Raw genomic sequence first — 19,519 nt, forward strand, 5'->3', positions numbered from 1 at the left:
ATGCAAAATGAATGTTTAATTCGCACGTGTGAAACTTTCGAAGTAATGAACAGTCATTTAGGGGTTTTGCTTTAGTTGAGGAGGGCAACTTACGAAGCAACTAAACATGCGTTTGGACCAGTGTTTCCGGGGGACCGAGCGTTAACACGTGCCGCTCGTCTGCAAAATTGGATCTTTTCTTATATACCGTTGTCGCGACGAACGCTATAGCAGGGACTGTATAGAAATACTTAATCCAGCGCACTTCCGATAGTCACCCTAATGGCGCCTGTATATTGTCGAAACCGACAGCGAGAGTGTCTGACAATACATGTCGAGTTGCAAGTCCGTTATGTATCGAAAGGGAAATAGTTGAGCCGTCACGCGGAGGCATTCATGGCGCGGCTAAAGTTTCCGATGGGCCAGTCTGTTGCGCTGTGATGAGTCCCGAGACTTGCTCAGCTTCACGTTCGTCCCTGCCCGACATGCCTCCCAAAAGGGAAACATGCGGCAGGAATCGTTTAGAGCATGCCGGCGATATTGCGCACCTCTTCCGGCGCCGCCTTGGATTCAGATAACGCCCCGGCATAGGCGCCCGCCAACATTGCTGCCGGGTTGCCGCGACCGCCGATCATGCCTTCAGCTGCGCCTTTGGCGGTGTCGACTGCGCCTTCGACGCCGCCTTTGATCATCCCGCCAATGCTGCCGTCCGAGTCGCCAATGCCGGTCAGCACATTGCTCAAACCGGGAATCATCCACAGCGCTTTGCCGGCTTCGCCAGCGGCCCAAGGCAGGTTGTCCTTGTTGCCACCCTTCTCAGTCACATGGGTGTCATTGGTTTTGTCGAGGCGATGGTCGTCCTTCAAAGCGGCGTAGCCCTGCTCGGTGAAGTCTTTCCAGTTGCCCGCCGGTGTGCCGTGGCGCGCATCACCGTCTTTGGTGATGCCTTCCAGATCACCGTTGCCGGCCAACTCGCCACGATCCGCGTCTTTGGCGGTATGGGATGCATCGATGTAATTCAGCACGCGCGCGGCGTTATAGGCCGCATCGGCACGGGCCTCAGGGTCCTTGTTGTTCGCCGTCCAGTCACCGAGCTGCTTGTAAGCCCCTTCACGGTTGATGTCTTTCTGGTCGCCTAACTTGGCCAGGATGGGGTTGGCCGCGATGATTTCATCGGCGCTGCGGGTGTCGCCCTCTGGCCTGCCGGTCGCCTCGGTAGGCTTGGTGGACGTGTCCTTCTCAGTGTTGACCGCGGGCGCTTGCGTTTGGGTGGCCGCCACTTGCGTGGGAGCCGCCGCGCCCGTTTTGGCCGGCTCGCCGCCAGCAGCTTCCGAATTCGCCCCGCGATTGAATGCCTGCAACAGCGCCCCAACCAACTTATCCAGCAGCTGTAGCAGGGGTGAGTTCTGCGTCGATTGCTCACCACCGTTGCCCAAGCCAGGGCTTTGTTGAGTCAGGGATTGGCTTTGCAACGCCGACGGCCCGCCATTCCCGGCAGGGCTGCCATAGTTGACCGCGCCCGTGGTGGACTGAGTAGCGTACTGCGAATTCTGCGTGCTCTGATCAGCCCGATAGATGGCCGAGCCGCCGCTGGCCAGAGCCCCTGTGCCTTGAGCCACGTTGCTGAAGTTGCCGGTGGCTCGGCTGCCGCCGTTACCGGAATCAGTCGGGGTGTTCGACGGCTTTGCAGCGTCAGGGGTTGGTTTGCCGTCGGGCTTGGAAGCATGGGGAGTGATATCAGGTGTCTTGGGCGGCGAGGCGCCGAGTCCGGGTAATTTCACGTTTTTTCTCCAAACTGAAAGGTCGGTTGGCAGTGCCCCAAGCCCACTCATGGCCGCTTGCACGGGTGCAGGCGTGCTGGATGTCGTAACGGGGCGATCGCTGTGAGGTTCGCGTGGTGAGTGGGTAGCCCTTGTGTGGCGCTGGAGGGCAGATCGGTTCCGCGTAAAGAAATGGGTCCGAAGGATGCTTATCTTTGCGGTGCATGCGGATACATCCGCAAACGAATGATCTTCCCGTCGCGCGCTTCTGCGAGCGCGCTACTGCAAACGATGACCGAAAGAGAACGGCCATAAGCGTTCAACAAAATGCCCCTTGACCCATGCACCATCGCCATAGACGATTTCCCATCTCAAGACGAGGACTAAGACATGGTGCGGATTCTGGGCAGAGCGACTTCGATCAACGTGCGAAAGGTTTTGTGGGCCTGTACGGAGATCAACATCCCTTTCGAGCGTGAAGACTGGGGCGCAGGTTTCAAACCCACCAGCTCGCCCGAATTCCTTGCATTGAATCCCAATGCCATGGTCCCGGTCATCCAGGATGATGGTTTCACTTTGTGGGAATCCAACGCCATCATTCGCTACCTTGCCACGCGCTATGAGGCGTGGGCGCTGTATCCCACCGAAGCGAGAATAAGGGCAAGAATCGACCAATGGACCGATTGGCAAGCCTCAGACCTCAACCGGTCCTGGAGCTACGCATTCATGTCGTTGGTCAGGTATTCGCCTGCCCATCAAGATCCTGCCGCGCTTGCCGCCGGGTGCGCGGATTGGGCCCGGCACATGCAAATACTGGAGCGCCAGTTGGCTTCGACGAGCGCATATGTCGCCGGTGACAAGTTTTCGCTGGCTGACATACCGATGGGTCTCTCGGTCAATCGATGGTTTGAAACCCCGATGGAACATCCCGAATTGCCAGCGGTGAGGGATTATTATGAGAGGCTCAACGAGCGCGTCGGCTTTCGTTTGCATGGCAGAAATGGGGAGCCATAGGGTCGATATCTAATAGGGGTACCCGTAAGGAGCGCCTGTTGCAGCTTTCGGCCCAGAGTGTGTAAAAAAGTACTGTCGGCGCATAGCGCCGACGGTTGTTAGCTAAGTAGGTTCGCGGCAAGCCCTTCTGCGTATGCGTCTGCTCAACACGTCTTGCTTAATGATCAGCGTTTGCCTGGGAGCAAGAAGTCTAGTTCGTAGATACCCCGCCCCGCGCTCAAGAACGAAGCCTCGCCCCCGAAATTCCATGCAGCAAAACCGCAGAGGCCACGAACGCCAGCGAAGCGCCCGCAACATTCGCAAAATACCCGGCGCTCAAGCCATACAGCCAGGCACTCAACAATCCACCCAGCGTGCCGCCCGTTTGATAGACCGCGTTGAGCGATGAGTTGAGACTCCCCCTTCGCGACGCTTCAACCAGCCGCATGGCATCGCCCAATATCAGCGCCAGCATCAGGTCTCGCCCGAACGCGAAGGCCATATAGGCCGCGCCTTGGGCAATCGGCGAGCCCACGCCCCATGGGATCACCTGAACCACCGCCGCGATCGCCATCGAGGCAACGGCGCATAAGCGCAACGGATTATTGAATCGACTGGCAAGCCTGGCGGAAAGCACCGCGCCGAAGAGTCCGCCGACCTCACCAATGAAAATGACCGAGCCCACGGTATCGACGCCAAATGACGAAAGCCCATGTTGCACGAGCCAGCTCGGATACAGCCCCAGAAAAATGTACACGCCAATCGACCAGCAAAAGTACGCCGCCATCAACGGGCGGGTGCCGGGGCTCGCCGACAGCGACGTCAGCCGCTCCTTGTACATCGCCCAGCTAATTTGGGAAGAGGACAACGAGGCTGGAGGCGGTGCCGGAAAGGTAAGCGCCAGACCGGCAAGGGTGGCGCAGACAACCGCCAGGCCAATGACCGTGACTTGCCAGGACAGCAGTCCTCCGACAACGATGCCCATCGAGAGTGAGCACAGAAAGGCAATCGGCGCTGCGGTGGTGACATACCCGGCCGCCCTGGCGCGTTTGGCCTCGGGGACATAGTCCGCCAGGGCGGCAAAAATGGATGCGCCAATCATCGGCATGAACAGGCCTGTCGCCGCACGGCTCAGCACGATCATTGAGGCGCTGTGGGATGCGGCGGTGAGCAGGAGCGTTAGGCAGCAAGCCGCGCCGCCCACGATGATGAACAGCTTCCTGCCGAAGCGATCTATCAGCGGGCCAAGCGCCAGGTTACTGATCAGCGCCACCACCGGAAAAGCAGCCAAAATCCACCCGGACTCGCTGGGGGAAAGGTGCAGATCACGCTGAATGAACGGCAGCAGCGGAATCATCATCACCACGTTGAAGTTGATGATGAAGAACGCTATCCAGAGGATTCCGGTAACCAGCACGTGTGCCCCCCTTATAAGCGTGGTGTCCGACAGTCGAGCCGGCGTGTCAGGACGGCATCAGCAACTGCGGCAGTCCGCTAAGGTCCTTCAATACAGCGTCAGGTTTCCACGCGGGATCGAGGGGTTCGCCCTCTCGATCAATCCAGACGCAGCGGATCCCCAGTTCCTGGCAGACTTTCAAGTCACTGAACTGCCCCATGGCGACATGGATCGTCTCATCTTTTTTAACGCCCATCGTGGCGTAGGCATGGTGGAACAGTTGGTGATCAGGCTTGTAGGCACCGGCCTGCTGGGCCGTGATGACAAAATCGATCGGTGTACCAATTGCCGTGATGGTGTCGGCAATCAGGTCATCGGAGGTGTTGCTGATGACGGCGATCCGGTAATGCTGGCGCAGCCGGGCAAGGGCTTCGGGTACGTCAGGGTGGGGCTCGATCCTCCTCAGGGTCGCGAGCAACGTTTCCAGATCTGCCGCCGTGGCGTCATGACCGGCTTCACGCAACGCCTGGTTCAGGCTCGCACCGAGTACCGTTTCGTACTCAAGGAAAGGCGATTGTTGCTGATGCTCCATCGCTATCTCACGCAGCCGCGCCGCGAAACTTGCGATGCTTTCCTTCGAGGCCGTAACCGTCAGATGCCGCTCAAGGATGGAGGCAGCCGCTCGCCGTACGGCGTCATGCCATTGAACAAGGGTGCCATAGCAGTCAAAAGTGATGACTTTGGTGCGGGAATCAAGCTCAAGCATGGACGTGTTCTCCGAGGCTGCGCAGTGAGGTCGCGTGCTGATCCGGAATGTACGGGTAGGCGCTTAAACTCAGTAGTCAGCTTGCTTGAAGAGTTCCGCGGGAATGCGCGTCTGATCGGTCGAGCGATGTTGTCCCTGCTCATGAATTGACCAAAATTGTTGCAACAACATTAACCGGATCACGCCCGCCCGAGCCTGCAGACTTCCTGCGCTTCCATTCCCAGCGTTGTCGATTCGAATATTCTGGAAGCGGACCAGGCATCGGGCCCTGAGTGCATCGAACCCACGTTTGTGAGGAGGGCCAACACGCAGTCGGTTTCTTCGAACCACCACGTGGTTGCGCTAAACCCGAGCACGTTCCCGCCATGACCAATCACAGGCCCGTATGGCGTAGAAGCACGGAAAATACCCAGCCCCATCTGCCTGCCGGGCTGAGCGGGGAGCCAGGCAAACAACTGCCGTTGCATCATCGGGCCTAGCAACCGCCCGGATTTCAAGGCCGCCATGAACGTCACGATGTCCGATGCTGAAGACACGATGCCCCCTGCAGCCCACTCCACCGACAACTGACTGGATGAAACGTCCAGCAAGCCTGGGCCGGCGTAACGGCAGGAAGGCGCGACGCCGGCCGCTTTTAGAAAACATTCGCTCGCCCAATGGTAGCGTCTGGAAATGCCCGAGGCTGTGAGTCCTTCAGCGTCTTCAAGACCGGTCGAGGTCATCTTGAGCGGGCTGATAATGCGCTGTTTCAGCACATGTTCAAGGGGCTGAGAAGTCACCGCTTCAATGAGCAAGCCCAGTAATGTGTAGTTGGTGTTGGAGTAATGGAAACCTTCACCCGCCTCAAATACGGCGCCCACGCCACGGATGTAATCCAGTGGCTCAGAATGGGACCAACGTTTGCCGGGCGTCATGTGCTCGCCTCTCCCGTCACGAATCCATCGGGCGTCATCTTCCCAACTCGCGATGCCGCTGTAGTGGGACAGCAACTGGCGAAGGGTTACGGTTGCGGCATTCGCAATGCCTTTCAGCATCGGCACTGGGAGGTACTGAGCCAAGGTGTGATCGAGACCGATACGCCCCTCCTCCACCAGTTGCAACGTGACCACCGCGACAAACACCTTGGTTATGCTGCCCACGCCAAAGGTGCAGCCGGGATGTGCCGGCATGTTCTGCTCAAGATCGACATACCCGGCAGCCCCTTCCCACATCACGCCCCGACTGTCCCCGACGGCTAACGCAAGGCCAGGGACCCTGGCAGGCGCGAGGCGATCGATGAATGCTTGAAGATGCGAATGTGAAGTCATTGCCTGGGTCTTCTTGAGTCAGTTCCATCCGCAGCATCCGCGCCGTCGGTGGCATAGCCAAACTTTTTGCATCTTGCTGGACGTTGTCTACGCTGAAAAGCGATGAGGTCATGAGGACCTCGACGTTCGCTCAGGAGTATTACCATGCACAAGCTCGTTTCGTCTGCGCTCATCACGGCGCTGATAACTGCGTCCGTTGTTCCTTTGGCCCTCGCCGAAGACGAAATAGCAAAGGGGATTCGTCACGACAATCGTGAGCTGGACAAGGGCGTGGATCATGATGCCAAGGAAGCAGACAAAGGCGTCAAGCATGACGCCAACGAAGTGGATAAAGGCGTTAAACATGACGACGATGAGCGTCATAAAGCGGATAAGCATCTGGATAAGGAAGCCAAGAAGCATCTCTAAATGCGCTAATTTCTGCTTATTAATGGCTGTTATTTGAAAGGAGTGGTCGATGCGTTTTCTTTCTTTATCTCTGCTTGCAGCACTTATCGTCACAGGACCTGCGTTTGCCAAGGATGATCACCACGAATGTGAAGCAGCACTCGACAAGCTGAAGGCAGCGACAGAGGCTGACTTCACCTCGTCAGGTCACCATGAGCATCAGCAAGCCAAAGCGGCCCATGAGTCGGGCGACTTCAAGAAATGCGCCGACCAGGCCAACAAGGCGCTGGCGCACATGAAGCAGAAGTAACTGCGCGCACAACGGTGAGACCTTCGGCAAAGGCAATGTCGGGCGCATTGCGCACACCGCGCGATAACAGGAACCCAGGCGCATGGATGCAATACCTGGCCTCATTGACGGTGTACGCAAAGCGCCTTGGCGATAGACGAGGAAACGCAACCATCGCGGGCGTTGGCGAGCACATTGCCGCGTATCTGGCCAGATCTGCCGGTAACGGTACGATAGCTGCATAGAGCGTGCACGAGCCAATTTGATGACGCGCCCATGAAGCCGCTGTACCTGACATCGACCAGGCTTGCCCCTTCCGTACTGACCAAAGCCCTGATTGGTTTCATTGCTTTGGTGTGTCTTTCGTTGATCCTGGCTACCGCCTGGCAAATGAACCAGTCGCGGATAGAACGCATCGCTACCGCCAAAATAGCCATGTCGAATATCGTTCTGGCGGCCGAACAGCAAGCTCAGGATACGGTGCGGCAGGCTGACAATACGCTGCGCGATCTCGTGGAGCGCGTGCAGCACGACGGCGTAGAGGGTGAACAGCGCGCTCGACTGGAAAAGCTGATGGCTCAGGCCGTGGTGAACGTCGATGGCATTCAGGGGCTGTTTATCTACGATGCCCAGGGCAACTGGGTCGCCAACTCCTTCTCCCAGGGCGCGCCGCTGAAAAACAACAGCGACCGTGCGTACTTTGCCTATCACCGCGACAGTACCGATGAGTCCATCCACATCGGCTCCATTGTCGAGAGTCGCAGCACGGGGGACATGGTCATCCCGATCAGCCGACGCATCAACGGGGACGACGGTACATTTGCAGGTGTGGCGTTGGCGACCGTGCCCGTTGCCTATTTCCAGACTTTCTTCAAACGCATGGATGTGGACGACAAGGGCGTGATTTTCCTTGCGCTGAACAACGGCGACCTCCTGGCCCGGCGACCGACGCTCACCGCACTGATGACAACCAATGTGGCCAAAGGGGATCTGTTCATCCGATACCTGCCCTACAGCGACAGCGGTACCGCCGTGATCAAATCTGTCGTGGATGGTGTGGAAAGGATCTATGCCTATCGGCGCGTCTCCGGGTTACCCATCGTCGCCGCCGCTGGCGTGTCATGTGAGCATGTATTCGCACCCTGGTGGTCGTATGCCTACCGATCAATAGCCTCCATTGGCGTGATCACGTTCGCACTGATGTTGCTGGGTTTTCTGCTGTACCGGCAAATCCGGCACCTGATCACTGCGGAAAATGAACTGAACACCGCCAGGAACGCGCTGGAAATCATCGCCCGGACAGACAGTCTGACCCACCTGCCCAATCGCCGTTGCTTCGACGCCGCCTTGCAACAGGAGTGGGGACGAGCGTCCCGGAATCACTCATCCATCGCCATCATTCTGTTGGATATCGACTGGTTCAAACAATACAACGACCGCTACGGCCATCTGAAAGGAGACGACTGCCTGAGCGAGGTCGCGGCGCTCATCGCAAGCTGCATCAACCGGCCGGGGGATCTGGCGGCGCGATTTGGCGGCGAAGAGTTTGTGATCCTGTTACCTGAAACTCATTTGGCGGGTGCGCTCATCATCGCCGAAAAGGTCAGGTCAGCGATTGAAGCTGCGCAGATAGAGCACCCCACAAGCCCGATGGGCGCCGTCACGATCAGCTCCGGCGTGGTGGCGATCAACGCGCCTGAAAGAGAAGGTTATAAAGCGGCTCTGGAGGAAGCAGACCGGCTTCTCTATTGCGCTAAAACCAAAGGCCGCAACCGTGTGGAGGGGCATTCAATGGCCCCTGCCGCAAAACTGCAGTTCATCTCCCGACCTGCTCTGGACCCCGGTCACTGCTGATTCCCGACGGAACGCTTCAAGCGTTGCAACCTTGGGTCGATAGCGTGTTGAACCTATAAGCCATTAACGGAAAACAGGAAGCTCGCATGCGCCTTAGAAACCTCAACCTGGCTCCACGAGCCGCCCTGTTTTTTGCCTCGATCATCATTTTGGTTTGTGTGCTGGGCGTATTTGCCGTTGTACAAATGGGTAAGCTCAGGGACTCCGAAAAAGACGTCGAGCTGAACTGGATGGCCAGCATCCGCCAGACGGCGTTGATGAACAACACCGCCCTTCGCCTCAGGCTCGAAACCCAGCGCGGCCTCGCGGACCCTCAGTCCATTGAAAAAAACATTGAAAACTTCGCGGGTTATCGCAAAGCCTTTGTCGACGCGGTCGCGGGTTATGAGCCGCTCATTGCCAGTGACAAAGAACGCTCCTTTTATACGCCGGTGAAAAACAGCGCCGATGCCTACGCCAAACAGCTGGATATTCTGGCGCCGCTGATGAGACAGGGCGATATCGCGGCTGCGGTCAGCCTGGTCAGTTCGGGCATCCGCCCCCTGACGAACACGATGGAAACCCAGATCAAAGAGTTGACCACCTTTAACGACGAAGGCGCAGTGCAGGCGGGGCAAACCGCAACCGCTCTTTATGACAACGGGCTTTGGCTGGTTGTCGGGCTAATAACAATTGTGGTCGTCCTGACGATTGGTCTGGCATTGCTGCTGACGAAAAGCATCACGAATCCGATCAACGATGCACTGTCTGTCGCCGAGCGAATTGCCGCCAGTGACCTGTCCAAAGAAGTGTTGGTCAGCGGCACGGATGAAGCCGGACGCCTGTTGAAGGCGCTCTCGCAGATGCAGACCAACCTTCGCGCCACCATCATGCAGATATCCGACTCCTCGACCCAACTGGCGTCGGCGTCTGAAGAGATGACTGTCGTGACCGAGGAATCAAGTCGGGGCCTTGTTTCCCAGAACGATGAAGTCAATCAGGCGGCCACCGCGGTCACCGAGATGAGCGCCGCCGTGGACGAGGTCGCGCGTAACGCGGAGTCGGCTTCCGTAGAGTCCAAGCGCACCCAGGGCTTTACCGAGGTCGGTCTGGCGCGGGTGGCGCAGACACTGACGTCCATTCAAAAGCTGAACGTCAATGTTGAAAACACCAGCGAACAGATTCAAGGGCTGTCAGATCGTGCCCAGAGCATCACGAAAGTTGTCGAGGTGATCAGGGCCATTGCAGAGCAGACCAACCTGTTGGCGTTGAACGCCGCGATCGAGGCCGCACGGGCTGGCGAGCAAGGCCGCGGGTTTGCGGTGGTGGCTGACGAAGTCAGGGCTCTGGCCCATCGCACACAAGTGTCGACCCAGGAAATCGAGCAGATGATTGCGGCCATTCAGGGTGATTCCGATCAGGCCGTGAAGGCGATGAATACGAGCAGGGACCTGGCGACCGAATCCTTGGGCGTTGCCCAGGAGGCCAGTACCTCTCTGGACCAGATATCAACGGCCATTATTCAGATTAATGAACGTAACCTCCTGATCGCCACAGCCTCTGAAGAACAGTCCCACGTCGCCCGGGAAGTGGATCGCAACCTGGTCAGCATTCGCGAGCTTGCCATCCAGAGTTCTGCAGGCGCCGCCCAGACCGCGACTGCGTGTGGCGAGATGTCAAAGTTGGCGGTTAACCTCAATCAACTGGTCAACAAATTCGTGATTTAAAAAAACCGTCGGGGGACGCGTTCACGATTCGTCCCCCGTCACGTCCAGCGACCTTCCCCCGATTCCCTTACCCCCGCGCCAACAACCAGTCATCAATCATCCTCACCGCCCGCCCCACCTCAACCTGATCACTGCGAATATGCAGTTCCGGAAACACCGGCGGTTCATACGCCGAATCCACGCCGGTAAACCCCGGAATTCCCCCGGCCCGAGCTCTGCGGTACAACCCCTTCGGATCCCGCGCTTCAGCCACCGCCAGCGGTACATCCACAAACACCTCCACAAACCGCGCACTGCCAACAATCGAGCGCGCCAGATGGCGTGCCGCGCGGGTCGGTGAGATCAGCGCGACCATTACCGTCAACCCCGCTTCAACCATCAACGCCGCGACTTCCGCCACTCGCCGCACATTTTCTTCACGATCCTCCGCAGAAAAACTCAAGTCGCGGCACAGACCGGTGCGCACGGAGTCGCCGTCCAGAATGCAGGTCGTCAACCCGCGTGCGCGCAGCACCGGGTTGAGGCTGTCGACGATGGTGGATTTGCCCGCCGCCGACAGGCCGGTCAACCAGATGACCCGGGGTCTGGCGACGCACGTGGGCGCAATGATCTGAGTGAACGGATACGGCACCAGGTTGTTGTGCTGCGTCAGGCCAGGGGTATGGCTGATCATGACAATGCTCCTCCTTGAGTCAGGCTCAGGCGTGGGCCTGGTGGATGATGAAGTCCACGTTCATGACGTCGTAAATCGGTTTGAAATCGCCGTACGCATGGGGGGCGCGGAAGCCGGCCGCGCGCAGTTCTTCCTGCAACTGGCGCGGACGAATCGGGCATACCCGCAGCCGGTACTGCGCCCCGTCGGCGAAGCGATAGACGAACTCGCACACCGATTCGTCCAGCTCGCCGAGGGTGACGCTGGCGGTGTCGCCGCAGTAGTAATAGCGCCCCGATGACCTGAAGCGGCCGGCAAGGATGGCTTCGAAATTGCGCTGATCGATCAGCAGCAGTCCACCGGGCTTGAGCATCTGCCGAAACCGTTTCAGCACGGCGATGCGCGCCTCGCGGTCGAACACGTGGCACAGCGAACTGCCGAGGCACAGCACCGCGTCGAACGTGCCCAGCACACGAGCGTCCAGCGCTTGCCAGTCGCAACGATGGACCGGCACATCGACGCCCAGCCGATCGAAGTTGCGTCGGGCCCGCTGCACCATGGTCGGGCTCCCGTCAGAGGCAGTGACGTCGAAGCCGGCCTTGTGCAACTGCGCGGCGTGAAAGCCGCTGCCGGTCGCGGCATCCAGCACACGCCAGCCTCCCGTCCGGCGCAGCAAATCATAAAAGAACGACCCCTCGCCGGCGGCGCGCTTGTCCCAGTCGATCAATTCATCCCAGCGCTCGACGAAGTCCACGGCGTATTGCCCGGCATAGTCGTGATCGGCGACGGCGAGTCGGTCAGCAGGCGAAAGCGCGATGACCGGCGGCATGGGCGGCGACTCCTGTGTGATGACCGCTGTTGTGCTGAGCGCCCTCGGCATACGCCAGGTATTTGCTGCCCAACTCCTCAGCCCACGCGGCGGCGTCGCAGACGCGCATCTCGGCCATGGCGAAATTCAGTTCACGCTGCATGACCTGCATCTGTGCCTCACCGAACACCGCCGTGCCGTCGGCGCGAATCAGTTGGATGCCGTCCAGCCGCTGCCCTGCTTCGTTGACCTTGATCGCCTCTTCCCGGGTCACGCCGTACGGCAGGTCGAGCAGCACCTTGCCCATGCCGACCTTGACGGGATAACCGCCGGGCAACCCCTGGGGGCCGGGACCGTGGACCCGCACCTCATGCTCGGCGTGAAGATTTTCCAGCACCGTCACGGCCGACATGGCGGTGAGATATTGCCCGTCAACGCCGCCCAACCGGCTGAATTCACGGGCGACGCAACCGAAAATAGCCTCCGCCGTATGTTCGTCGGTGCGCTCTTCGCCATCAATCCAGTACGTCAGGTTGAAGCTGGCTTCGGGCCGTTGCGGCGGCAGGCCATGGCGGGGGACGCTGTGGCTGAAATAGTGGTGGCCAACGAGTTTGGCGCAGACCTGCGTGGGCAGGCAGCCGGACAGATGCGCTACGGCGCTCCGGGTGGCAGGAATCAGGTTGGCGATATTGCCGATGCCGACGTCCGGCGCCATGCCGACCTTGTAAAGAATCGGATTGACTGCATCAGGGAACGCCGCGTTGACCACCAGACTTTTCGGGCAGGACTGTTTGACGGCTCGCATCAGCGCGTAGGCCGGCGCCAGGTGCATCGGCAGCCAGGGCCCGAGCTGCGCCTGATCAAGAGCAGCAAAGCGTTCGGCCGGCAATTGCGTGATCACTCGCCAGGATTGCAGCGAGGCACAGTTGAGAATGATGTCCGGCCGGATCTGCAACAGCGTTTCCGCATTGCGGCCGATGCACAATTCGCGCAGGTCCATCTGATGGCTGTGAATCTGGATCGTGACGTTTTGTTGCAGCGCGGCCAGTCGGATCAGATTGCACATCCGCGTGGCCTTTTCGAGATCGCGACTGGCGACGTGGAATTCAAATTGATTGCGAGGGGCCAGGATCTGCAGGATTTGCAGGCACAGGTTGCCGCCGCCAACGATGAGCAGTTTTTTGCGGTGCATGGTGTTCTCCCTGGAAGACGTGAGGGACGGTGGTGTTCCCGATCACTAGCGCGGGTAAGCGCCGTTATCCACTGCGATGACTTTTCCGGTCAGGTGACGGCTCTGTTCCGACAGCAGGAACAGAATGACGTCGGCCACGCCGTCTGGCTGGATGGGCTCCTTGATGATTTCCTGTCGCTCGTACTCCCTGCGACGGGGATCGGGAATACGGTCATGAATCGAGGTGTCGCGAATCAGCCCCGGGGACACGGCGTTCACCCTGATCCGGGGAGCGAAGTTCCAGGCGTTGGATTTGGTCAGGCCGATCACGCCCGCCTTGGTCGCGCCGTACCACGCATCCATGCTCCCGACCTCCCCTGCCACCGATGTGATGTTGACGATGCTGCGCGAGTAGCCCGCCGCCGACTCCCGCCGCGCGAAGTCCTTGGACAGGCATCCCAGCGACTTGAGGTTGACGGCCCAGATCTCGTCCACTTCCCAGTCGCTGTAGTCGTAGACACTCTTGCCGTGATAGATCCCGGCGTTGTTGACCAGGGCATGCAGCGAACGATGTTTGTGGAGGTCGTACAAGTTGCTGATAAACGACTGATAGACGTGTGCCTGGGAGAAATCCGCCAAGTGGGTTTCCAGCCGATGCGGGGGCAGACGCGCCTGCAACGCTTGCAGTCCCAGGCGGTCCTTGTCAGCGGCGATGACGTAGTAGCCGGCCTCGGCGCAAGCAAGGGTAGTGGCCTTGCCGATGCCATTGGCGGCGCCCGTGATGACGATTTTTTTCATGGCTGTCCCTCCTCCGTGAACTGATTCATACGCTCGTAGAAAGGTCGATGCAGCTGGTCATACGTCATCAGGTGGGGATTGGCGTGCAGAGGACGCGGGTCGAAATCGGCACTGTCCGGCATGATCGTGGTGCTGTGCTCGGCCTCCTTGTGCCAGCTGCGCCAGGCCTTCCATTGCTCGGGGCAGGTTGCACTCCAGCTCAATGCCTCGGCCATGAAATCCAGTTGCAGGTGGTCGCAAAGCCTGCGCACGGTGCGCTCCGGGTGGCTGGCCAGGTCCTCGGCGTTGATCACACAGGGGGTGTGGCCGGTCAGCCGCCTGACCTCGCGGAAGATTTCGTACAGCGCTTGATGACCGATAGCGTGCGCCGGCATCTCCGGGAAGATGGCGTGATGGGACAGAATCGCCCGGGCCGGATCGCGAATGATGAAGACGTTCTGTTGCTCCGTTAGAAACTCGGCGTCGGCCTTCAACCGGTCGAGGCAGTGATAGGCCATGTCTTTGTGAAAAACATGGGCGCGCTGGCGGGTGGCACGCAACAGGGCCTTGATCGCTTCGTAGTCGCGGGGCATCGCGCAGTTGAGGTTCCCATGGGGAATGGCTGACTGTTCGTCGAACGCCATGTGCGAAAAAGGCTCGTGGAAAACCTCGAAATCACCGCGCTCGATGAACACCCTTTCCAGCACCGTCGATCGCGAGCGCGGATGAGCCCAGAGGGCAATCATGCGGTTCATGCCCGCCCCTCCACGGTCGCTGGACGACGCGCGATGCGAGGCGCGACACCTGGCGGATCCAGGGTGTCGTTGATGAAACCCTGCAGGCGCTGCACGCCCAGGCGTACGTCATTGCCTGCGGTCAGGAACGCCGGATGACGGGCGTATTCGTCCGGATTCAGGCCATCCTCAAAGTACGCCTGGTTGAAATACGGAATGGCCAGGAGACGATCAAGGACTTTGCCGGGGATCTGCACCCATTCCGTCGCCGGCGCGATGCTGCGCCCGGCCTGCTGGCGACGCACAAGATACTCGATGAGCCGAGGCGTCAGCGTGTACAGCGTGGTGTCAGCGCCCGTGCGCTGCAGATGCCAACAATGCTCGCGCCCACGCGCATCGGTGTCGACCTTGATGCTGCACAGCAACAGTTGCACCGGTGTCTCGCGCCGGCGAATGAGCGCCTGCATCGCCTGATACACCGCCAGCTCCGCCCAGCGCGTGTCTCTGGGCCGGAGTTTGTTGCAGCAGTGACGCGCCTGCCGCGCAAATTCCGGTTCCGCACCCAGTCGGCCAATCATGAAGCTGACCACGTAACGCGCCCGCTCCGTGCTCACCCCGTTGACGAGCGCCCGCTGACGCCCGGCGTGAACGGCCCTGAGGCAGGCATCCAGCTGGGAAACGGTAAAGCAGAAAGTGTTGTTGATCGAGCAACCCCGCGCCACCAATTGTTCGATGGCGCGATAGCCCTGGGCGCTGCCCGGGATCTTGATCATGATATTCGGCGCCAGCGCCGCCAGCTCCAGCCCGCGGACAACCAGCGCGTCCTGATTCATCCAGTGCCCGCCCTCGATTTGCGCCGACAGCCAGCCGTATCGTTGCCTTGAACGCTTGAACAGCGGCAGCAACGGTTGAGCGCTGTCGATGACCACCTGGTTGTAGAGCTGTCGCAGCCGAGCGTCTGCCGACATCGAAGGGGGCAGGGTGTGGAGAAAATCACGGTAATGAGCGGCATTGCTCATGACCGCCTGACTGATCAGCGTCGGGTTGGTGGTGGCCCCGCTGACGCCGGCATCCGAACTACCCGGTTCATCGGGCAATAATCCGGTTATAAGATCGCGCATATCCGGATAAGCCTGCACCAACTTTTTGCCGCACTCCTTATATACAGTCGGTGACGAATCAAACCAGACTTGCGCATCGGAGTTATGACATTTTAAAAGGTGAACGAAGCCTGAAACATCCATAACAATGCCCTTCCCTTTTCGATAGATTCACGAACGTCGAGGCCCCGGTTGCATATGGGCAAAATGCCAGCTTTTTCAGGCTGATAGTCAGGGATCTGAGCCGTCGAGGCATTTAAGATGGATCCATTGGGATAACCTGTCAAATGCAATTAGCCGGGTTGCTAATGCCAAATAGGAATAAGAGTTATGATTTTCAACGTCGAATATGACGACGAGTACATATTAAAATTTCCTCCCTTTTTTGAAGTAACTCAAACGAATGAAATTCAGTATTCCATACAACATTCAGTGCAGATTTGTATTGATGAGTGGCTAATCGTAATAAACGTCACACCCTGAACTGCCGAATTAATCAGTCATGGTACTTATATTATTGAGTTGCCAAGATGCAAGCGCATGTGTCGTCAACGCGTTTCCCCAGGAAAAAGCGAAGGCCTTGTCGCAGCGCGCCCTGCACGTTCTACTCGACGGCTGCCAGACGTTGGGTTATGAAAGCGCTGCGGCAGTGACTGCGCCGCGCCAGATCAAAAAAACAGACCAAGAGAGCTGACCGTGAGCAAACCTTCCGATACCGAACGCTACAGCTACAAAGCCCGCTGGTTTCACTGGGTGATGGCGATCCTGATTGTGCTCGCCTACGCGCTGATCCTCAGCCGTACCCAACTGGCCCGTGGCAGTGATGCGCGAACCTTCGTCGTGCAAACGCATTTCTGGGTCGGCATCGTCGTGCTGGTCATGGCGTTTTTCCGCATTGCCGAGCGCCACCGCCATACGCCGCCGGGCATCACCCCGCCCCTGGAGGGCATCTTGCGTCTGGCGGCCACGTTGTCCCATTACGCGCTGTACGCCTTCCTGTTCGCGCAACCCCTGCTGGGTCTGTTCACCGTGCTGCTGGAACGCGGCGCCCTGCCCATCCCCCTGACCTCCCTGAGCATTCCGGCGCCATTCGACATGTCCAAGGACACCGCCGAAACACTGGAGCATTACCACATCCTGCTGGGCACGATTTTTTACTACGTCATCGGCCTGCATGTGGTCGCGGCGATCTGGCACCACTTCGTGCGCAAGGACAACACTGTCAAACGCATGGTGTAAGCGCGACCCTTCCTTCGTCAGCGCCTCTCGCTTCAGCCCTTTCCGTGGGCCTCGTCGAGGAGCTGGCGAATGACCTGCTCCTGGGTGTCGTAGGCGCCTTCGCCAAAGTGGGTGTAGCGGATCTGCCCCCTGGCGTCGATGAGGTAATGCGCGGGCCAGTATTGATTGTCGAAAGCGCGCCAGATGGCGTAGTCGTTGTCGATGGCGATCGGGTAATTCAGGCCCAGCCTGGCGACATGCTTGCGCACGTTGTCGATGACCCGTTCGTACGGGTATTCGGGGGTGTGCACGCCGATCACCACCAGGCCTTCCTTCTCGTACTTCTTCGCCCATTGGTTAACGTAAGGAACGCTGTGCTGGCAATTGATGCAGTCGAAAGTCCAGAAGTCGACCAGCACCACCTTGCCGCGCAGGGATGCCTCATTCAGCGGCGGCGAGTTAAGCCACGCGGTAGCGCCGGACAACGAAGGCATCGCGCCTTGGCTGCTGACGTCCGGTGCCGCTGCGGCTTTGACGCTGGAGACGACGTAATCGATGACTCTGGGCACGCCGCGGAGCAGGCCCTTTTCCACCGCTGCTGCGCCCTCGGATGAGGTGCCGGCGAGCAGTTGATTCTGCGAGCCCGTGGCGATGGTCACGGCCACCAGCAACGCAGCGAACCCAACGCCACGGCGCAGCCAGGCAGTGACCGGCAGCGACAGTTTCAGCCGCGCGAGCAATCCGCGTCCGGCGAAGATCAGCCCCCCCAACGACACTGCGCTGCCAAGCCCGTACGCCAGCAGCAACAGGCTGGTCTGCGCGCTCGGCCCTTGCAACATGGCGCCGGTAAGAATGATCCCCAGAATCGGCCCGGCACACGGCGCCCATAGCAGCCCGGTGGCAACGCCGATCAGTAATGAAGCAGACGGACCGGACAAGCGCCGCGTGGCGGGGTCGAGCCGATTGCCGAGCGCCACCAGCGGCAGCATCAGCCAGTGACCCACGCGGGCGGAAAGCAGCGACAGGGCAAACAGCGTCAGGACCACCAGCGCGACGTCGCGGCCGATACCGTTTGCCGCCACCACCCAGTCGCTGCTCACCACCGCCAGGCTTGAGACCAGCGCAAACGTCAGCGTCAGCCCCAACAGGGTCATCAGCACCGACCCCGCCGTCCGATCGGCCCGGGCAAACAGAAAGGGTACGACCGGCAGGATGCAGGGGCTGAGCACCGTGACGATGCCGCCCAGAAACGCGATCAGAAACATGGGCGGTCACCCACATCGCTGATGAGCGTGGCGGACAGAAAGGCGAAGATGAGTTTCTTCCAGTTCATGGCGGGCTCCGGGCACTGGGCACGTTGGATGTAGCAGCGGCCGAGGCGTGATGCCTCGGATCCGCCATTCAACGTCCGGGAGGTGTCGCCGGTGTGTCCGGGAAATCAGTGAATGAATAAGTACGTATCTGCCGTGGAGCGGGATACACGGCGATACCGGCGGGCCGATTCAGCGGCCGTTCACTGAATCCACCTTGCCATCCACGGGGTCCGGCGGCACGGCGCCGTCCTGACTGGTGTCGATGCTCACCACCACCGACATCCCCGGGCGCAAACGGTCCACGTCATGCTGATCGTCGTCGATGGTGATGCGCACCGGAATGCGCTGGGCGATTTTGACGAAGTTGCCGGTAGCGTTATCAGCAGGCAGCAGGCTGAACTCGGACCCCGCCGCCGGCGAGATGCGCTGCACCCGGCCGCGCATTTTCAGGTTTTCCAGCGCGTCGACGGTGAAGCTTACCGGCTGGCCCAGACGCACGTTGGCCATCTGGGTCTCCTTCATGTTGGCGATAATCCAGCGCGGGCGCGGCACCAGCGCCATCAACTGCGCACCGGAGTTAACGTACGCCCCCAGGCGCACCCCGATCTGCCCCAGCTGACCGTCCCGAGGTGCAGTGATGCGCGTGTTGGTCAGGTCGATCCGCGCCAACTCGATGGCCGCCTCGGCGTTCTTTACCGACGCTTCCAGCGAGCCGCGATTGACGATCACCGTTTGCAGGTCCTGACGGGAAATCTCCAGCGCCGCCTTGGCTTCGGCCAATGCTGCCTTTGCTTGTGCATCGGCCGCGCAGGTCACGTCGAATTCGCTTTTCGACACCGACCCATCGATCACCAATGCCTGCCCCCGGCGAAGGTCGGCAGCGGCCTTGTCGCTCTGCGCCTGGGCGTTTGCGATAGCAGCCTGACGTTGGGCAATGGTGGCCTCGGCGCTGCGCCGCTGTTGCAGATTATTGGCCAGCGCGGCCTGCTGAACGCCCAACTGGGCAATGCCCTGATCCAAGTGCTGCTGGTAAATCCGGTCGTCGATGCGCACCAGCAGATCGCCCTGCCTGACCCACTGGAAATCCTGCACCGGCACTTCGTAGACGTAGCCGCTCAGTTGCGGGCCGATAATCGTGGTCTGCCCGCGAATCAGAGCATTCTCGGTGCTTTCGATCGGGCTGCTGAACGGTGGCAACTGCCACGCATACAGCACGATGAGGACGCCCGCCAGAGCAATGCCGCCGAACAGAATCGCCGACACCAGGCGTATGCGCGCCGAACGCGGTTGCGTGGTGGCCGGCATGACC

18 protein-coding genes are annotated in these 19,519 nt (G+C 59.7%); 6 read left to right on the forward strand and 12 right to left on the reverse strand.

Going from position 1 to position 19,519, the window contains the following annotated elements:
• Nucleotides 1-500: 500 nt before the first annotated feature.
• A complete protein-coding gene (locus tag QWI20_RS16535; protein ID WP_369306365.1) occupies nt 501-1,760 on the reverse strand; it encodes a hypothetical protein in 1,260 nt (419 codons plus the stop codon).
• Between the two features lie 369 nt (nt 1,761-2,129).
• On the opposite strand from QWI20_RS16535, the gene QWI20_RS16540 reads away from it, so the two are divergent.
• Nucleotides 2,130-2,753, forward strand: a complete 624-nt coding sequence (locus QWI20_RS16540; RefSeq protein WP_369306366.1) for a glutathione S-transferase family protein — start codon at nt 2,130-2,132, stop codon at nt 2,751-2,753.
• A 217-nt stretch (nt 2,754-2,970) separates the two neighbouring features.
• On the opposite strand, the gene QWI20_RS16545 is transcribed toward QWI20_RS16540, so the two are convergent.
• From QWI20_RS16545 to QWI20_RS16555, 3 genes are all read right to left on the reverse strand, one after another.
• Nucleotides 2,971-4,149 (reverse strand): MFS transporter, encoded by a 1,179-nt coding sequence (locus tag QWI20_RS16545; RefSeq protein WP_369306367.1) that lies wholly within the window; start codon nt 4,147-4,149, stop codon nt 2,971-2,973.
• Nucleotides 4,150-4,195: 46 nt separating this feature from the next.
• Nucleotides 4,196-4,894, reverse strand: a complete 699-nt coding sequence (locus tag QWI20_RS16550; RefSeq protein ID WP_369306368.1) for a haloacid dehalogenase type II — start codon at nt 4,892-4,894, stop codon at nt 4,196-4,198.
• Nucleotides 4,895-5,073: 179 nt separating this feature from the next.
• On the reverse strand, nt 5,074-6,201 hold the full coding sequence (locus QWI20_RS16555; RefSeq protein ID WP_369306369.1) for a serine hydrolase domain-containing protein: 1,128 nt from the start codon (nt 6,199-6,201) through the stop codon (nt 5,074-5,076).
• A 144-nt stretch (nt 6,202-6,345) separates the two neighbouring features.
• On the opposite strand from QWI20_RS16555, the gene QWI20_RS16560 reads away from it, so the two are divergent.
• From QWI20_RS16560 to QWI20_RS16575, 4 genes are all read left to right on the forward strand, one after another.
• Nucleotides 6,346-6,609, forward strand: a complete 264-nt coding sequence (locus tag QWI20_RS16560; protein ID WP_369306370.1) for a hypothetical protein — start codon at nt 6,346-6,348, stop codon at nt 6,607-6,609.
• Nucleotides 6,610-6,658: 49 nt separating this feature from the next.
• Entirely contained in the window at nt 6,659-6,898 is a 240-nt protein-coding gene (locus QWI20_RS16565) for a hypothetical protein (protein WP_133776550.1), read from the forward strand.
• A gap of 255 nt (nt 6,899-7,153) precedes the next feature.
• Nucleotides 7,154-8,731: a diguanylate cyclase gene (locus QWI20_RS16570; protein WP_369306371.1), complete on the forward strand. Its 1,578-nt coding sequence runs from the start codon at nt 7,154-7,156 to the stop codon at nt 8,729-8,731.
• Between the two features lie 86 nt (nt 8,732-8,817).
• Complete coding sequence (locus QWI20_RS16575) at nt 8,818-10,437, forward strand: methyl-accepting chemotaxis protein (RefSeq protein WP_369306372.1); 1,620 nt, start codon at nt 8,818-8,820, stop codon at nt 10,435-10,437.
• A 67-nt stretch (nt 10,438-10,504) separates the two neighbouring features.
• Here the strand turns inward: QWI20_RS16575 and cysC are convergent, their stop codons facing one another.
• The 6 genes from cysC to QWI20_RS16605 are packed head-to-tail and all read right to left on the reverse strand — an operon-like array spanning nt 10,505 to nt 15,700.
• Nucleotides 10,505-11,107: an adenylyl-sulfate kinase gene (cysC, locus tag QWI20_RS16580; RefSeq protein WP_369306418.1), complete on the reverse strand. Its 603-nt coding sequence runs from the start codon at nt 11,105-11,107 to the stop codon at nt 10,505-10,507.
• A 28-nt stretch (nt 11,108-11,135) separates the two neighbouring features.
• Nucleotides 11,136-11,918: a class I SAM-dependent methyltransferase gene (locus QWI20_RS16585; protein WP_369306373.1), complete on the reverse strand. Its 783-nt coding sequence runs from the start codon at nt 11,916-11,918 to the stop codon at nt 11,136-11,138.
• Nucleotides 11,887-13,089, reverse strand: a complete 1,203-nt coding sequence (locus QWI20_RS16590) for a hypothetical protein (protein ID WP_369306374.1) — start codon at nt 13,087-13,089, stop codon at nt 11,887-11,889. Before QWI20_RS16590 ends, QWI20_RS16585 begins: the two co-directional genes overlap by 32 nt.
• A 45-nt stretch (nt 13,090-13,134) precedes the next feature.
• Nucleotides 13,135-13,866, reverse strand: coding sequence for an SDR family NAD(P)-dependent oxidoreductase (locus QWI20_RS16595; protein WP_369306375.1), 732 nt, complete (start codon nt 13,864-13,866; stop codon nt 13,135-13,137).
• On the reverse strand, nt 13,863-14,600 hold the full coding sequence (locus QWI20_RS16600; protein WP_369306376.1) for a sulfotransferase family protein: 738 nt from the start codon (nt 14,598-14,600) through the stop codon (nt 13,863-13,865). The genes QWI20_RS16595 and QWI20_RS16600 overlap by 4 nt, the downstream gene beginning before the upstream one ends.
• Complete coding sequence (locus tag QWI20_RS16605; protein WP_369306377.1) at nt 14,597-15,700, reverse strand: transaldolase family protein; 1,104 nt, start codon at nt 15,698-15,700, stop codon at nt 14,597-14,599. Before QWI20_RS16605 ends, QWI20_RS16600 begins: the two co-directional genes overlap by 4 nt.
• Nucleotides 15,701-16,375: 675 nt before the next feature.
• Here QWI20_RS16605 and QWI20_RS16610 point away from each other — a divergent pair.
• The gene (locus QWI20_RS16610) at nt 16,376-16,918 is read left to right on the forward strand and encodes a cytochrome b (protein ID WP_369306378.1); all 543 of its coding nucleotides are present in this window, start codon (nt 16,376-16,378) and stop codon (nt 16,916-16,918) included.
• A gap of 32 nt (nt 16,919-16,950) precedes the next feature.
• Here QWI20_RS16610 and QWI20_RS16615 read toward each other — a convergent pair whose 3' ends face one another.
• Nucleotides 16,951-18,162, reverse strand: a complete 1,212-nt coding sequence (locus QWI20_RS16615; protein WP_369306379.1) for a cytochrome c biogenesis protein DipZ — start codon at nt 18,160-18,162, stop codon at nt 16,951-16,953.
• Nucleotides 18,163-18,399: 237 nt separating this feature from the next.
• Nucleotides 18,400-19,515 (reverse strand): HlyD family secretion protein, encoded by a 1,116-nt coding sequence (locus tag QWI20_RS16620; protein ID WP_369306380.1) that lies wholly within the window; start codon nt 19,513-19,515, stop codon nt 18,400-18,402.
• Nucleotides 19,516-19,519: the final 4 nt, after the last annotated feature.

The sequence above is a fragment of the Pseudomonas sp. W2-17 genome (assembly GCF_041060445.1).
Lineage (GTDB): Bacteria > Pseudomonadota > Gammaproteobacteria > Pseudomonadales > Pseudomonadaceae > Aquipseudomonas.

Excerpts from the sequence above, each read along its gene's own strand:
- QWI20_RS16540 (WP_369306366.1), top strand. The coding sequence starts at position 2,130 with ATGGTGCGGATTCTGGGCAGAGCGACTTCGATCAACGTGCGAAAGGTT.
- QWI20_RS16550 (WP_369306368.1), bottom strand. The coding sequence starts at position 4,894 with ATGCTTGAGCTTGATTCCCGCACCAAAGTCATCACTTTTGACTGCTAT.
- QWI20_RS16555 (WP_369306369.1), bottom strand. The coding sequence starts at position 6,201 with ATGACTTCACATTCGCATCTTCAAGCATTCATCGATCGCCTCGCGCCT.
- QWI20_RS16560 (WP_369306370.1), top strand. The coding sequence starts at position 6,346 with ATGCACAAGCTCGTTTCGTCTGCGCTCATCACGGCGCTGATAACTGCG.
- QWI20_RS16565 (WP_133776550.1), top strand. The coding sequence starts at position 6,659 with ATGCGTTTTCTTTCTTTATCTCTGCTTGCAGCACTTATCGTCACAGGA.
- QWI20_RS16570 (WP_369306371.1), top strand. The coding sequence starts at position 7,154 with ATGAAGCCGCTGTACCTGACATCGACCAGGCTTGCCCCTTCCGTACTG.
- QWI20_RS16575 (WP_369306372.1), top strand. The coding sequence starts at position 8,818 with ATGCGCCTTAGAAACCTCAACCTGGCTCCACGAGCCGCCCTGTTTTTT.
- QWI20_RS16585 (WP_369306373.1), bottom strand. The coding sequence starts at position 11,918 with ATGCCGCCGGTCATCGCGCTTTCGCCTGCTGACCGACTCGCCGTCGCC.
- QWI20_RS16590 (WP_369306374.1), bottom strand. The coding sequence starts at position 13,089 with ATGCACCGCAAAAAACTGCTCATCGTTGGCGGCGGCAACCTGTGCCTG.
- QWI20_RS16595 (WP_369306375.1), bottom strand. The coding sequence starts at position 13,866 with ATGAAAAAAATCGTCATCACGGGCGCCGCCAATGGCATCGGCAAGGCC.
- QWI20_RS16600 (WP_369306376.1), bottom strand. The coding sequence starts at position 14,600 with ATGAACCGCATGATTGCCCTCTGGGCTCATCCGCGCTCGCGATCGACG.
- QWI20_RS16605 (WP_369306377.1), bottom strand. The coding sequence starts at position 15,700 with ATGCGCGATCTTATAACCGGATTATTGCCCGATGAACCGGGTAGTTCG.
- QWI20_RS16615 (WP_369306379.1), bottom strand. The coding sequence starts at position 18,162 with ATGTTTCTGATCGCGTTTCTGGGCGGCATCGTCACGGTGCTCAGCCCC.
- QWI20_RS16620 (WP_369306380.1), bottom strand. The coding sequence starts at position 19,515 with ATGCCGGCCACCACGCAACCGCGTTCGGCGCGCATACGCCTGGTGTCG.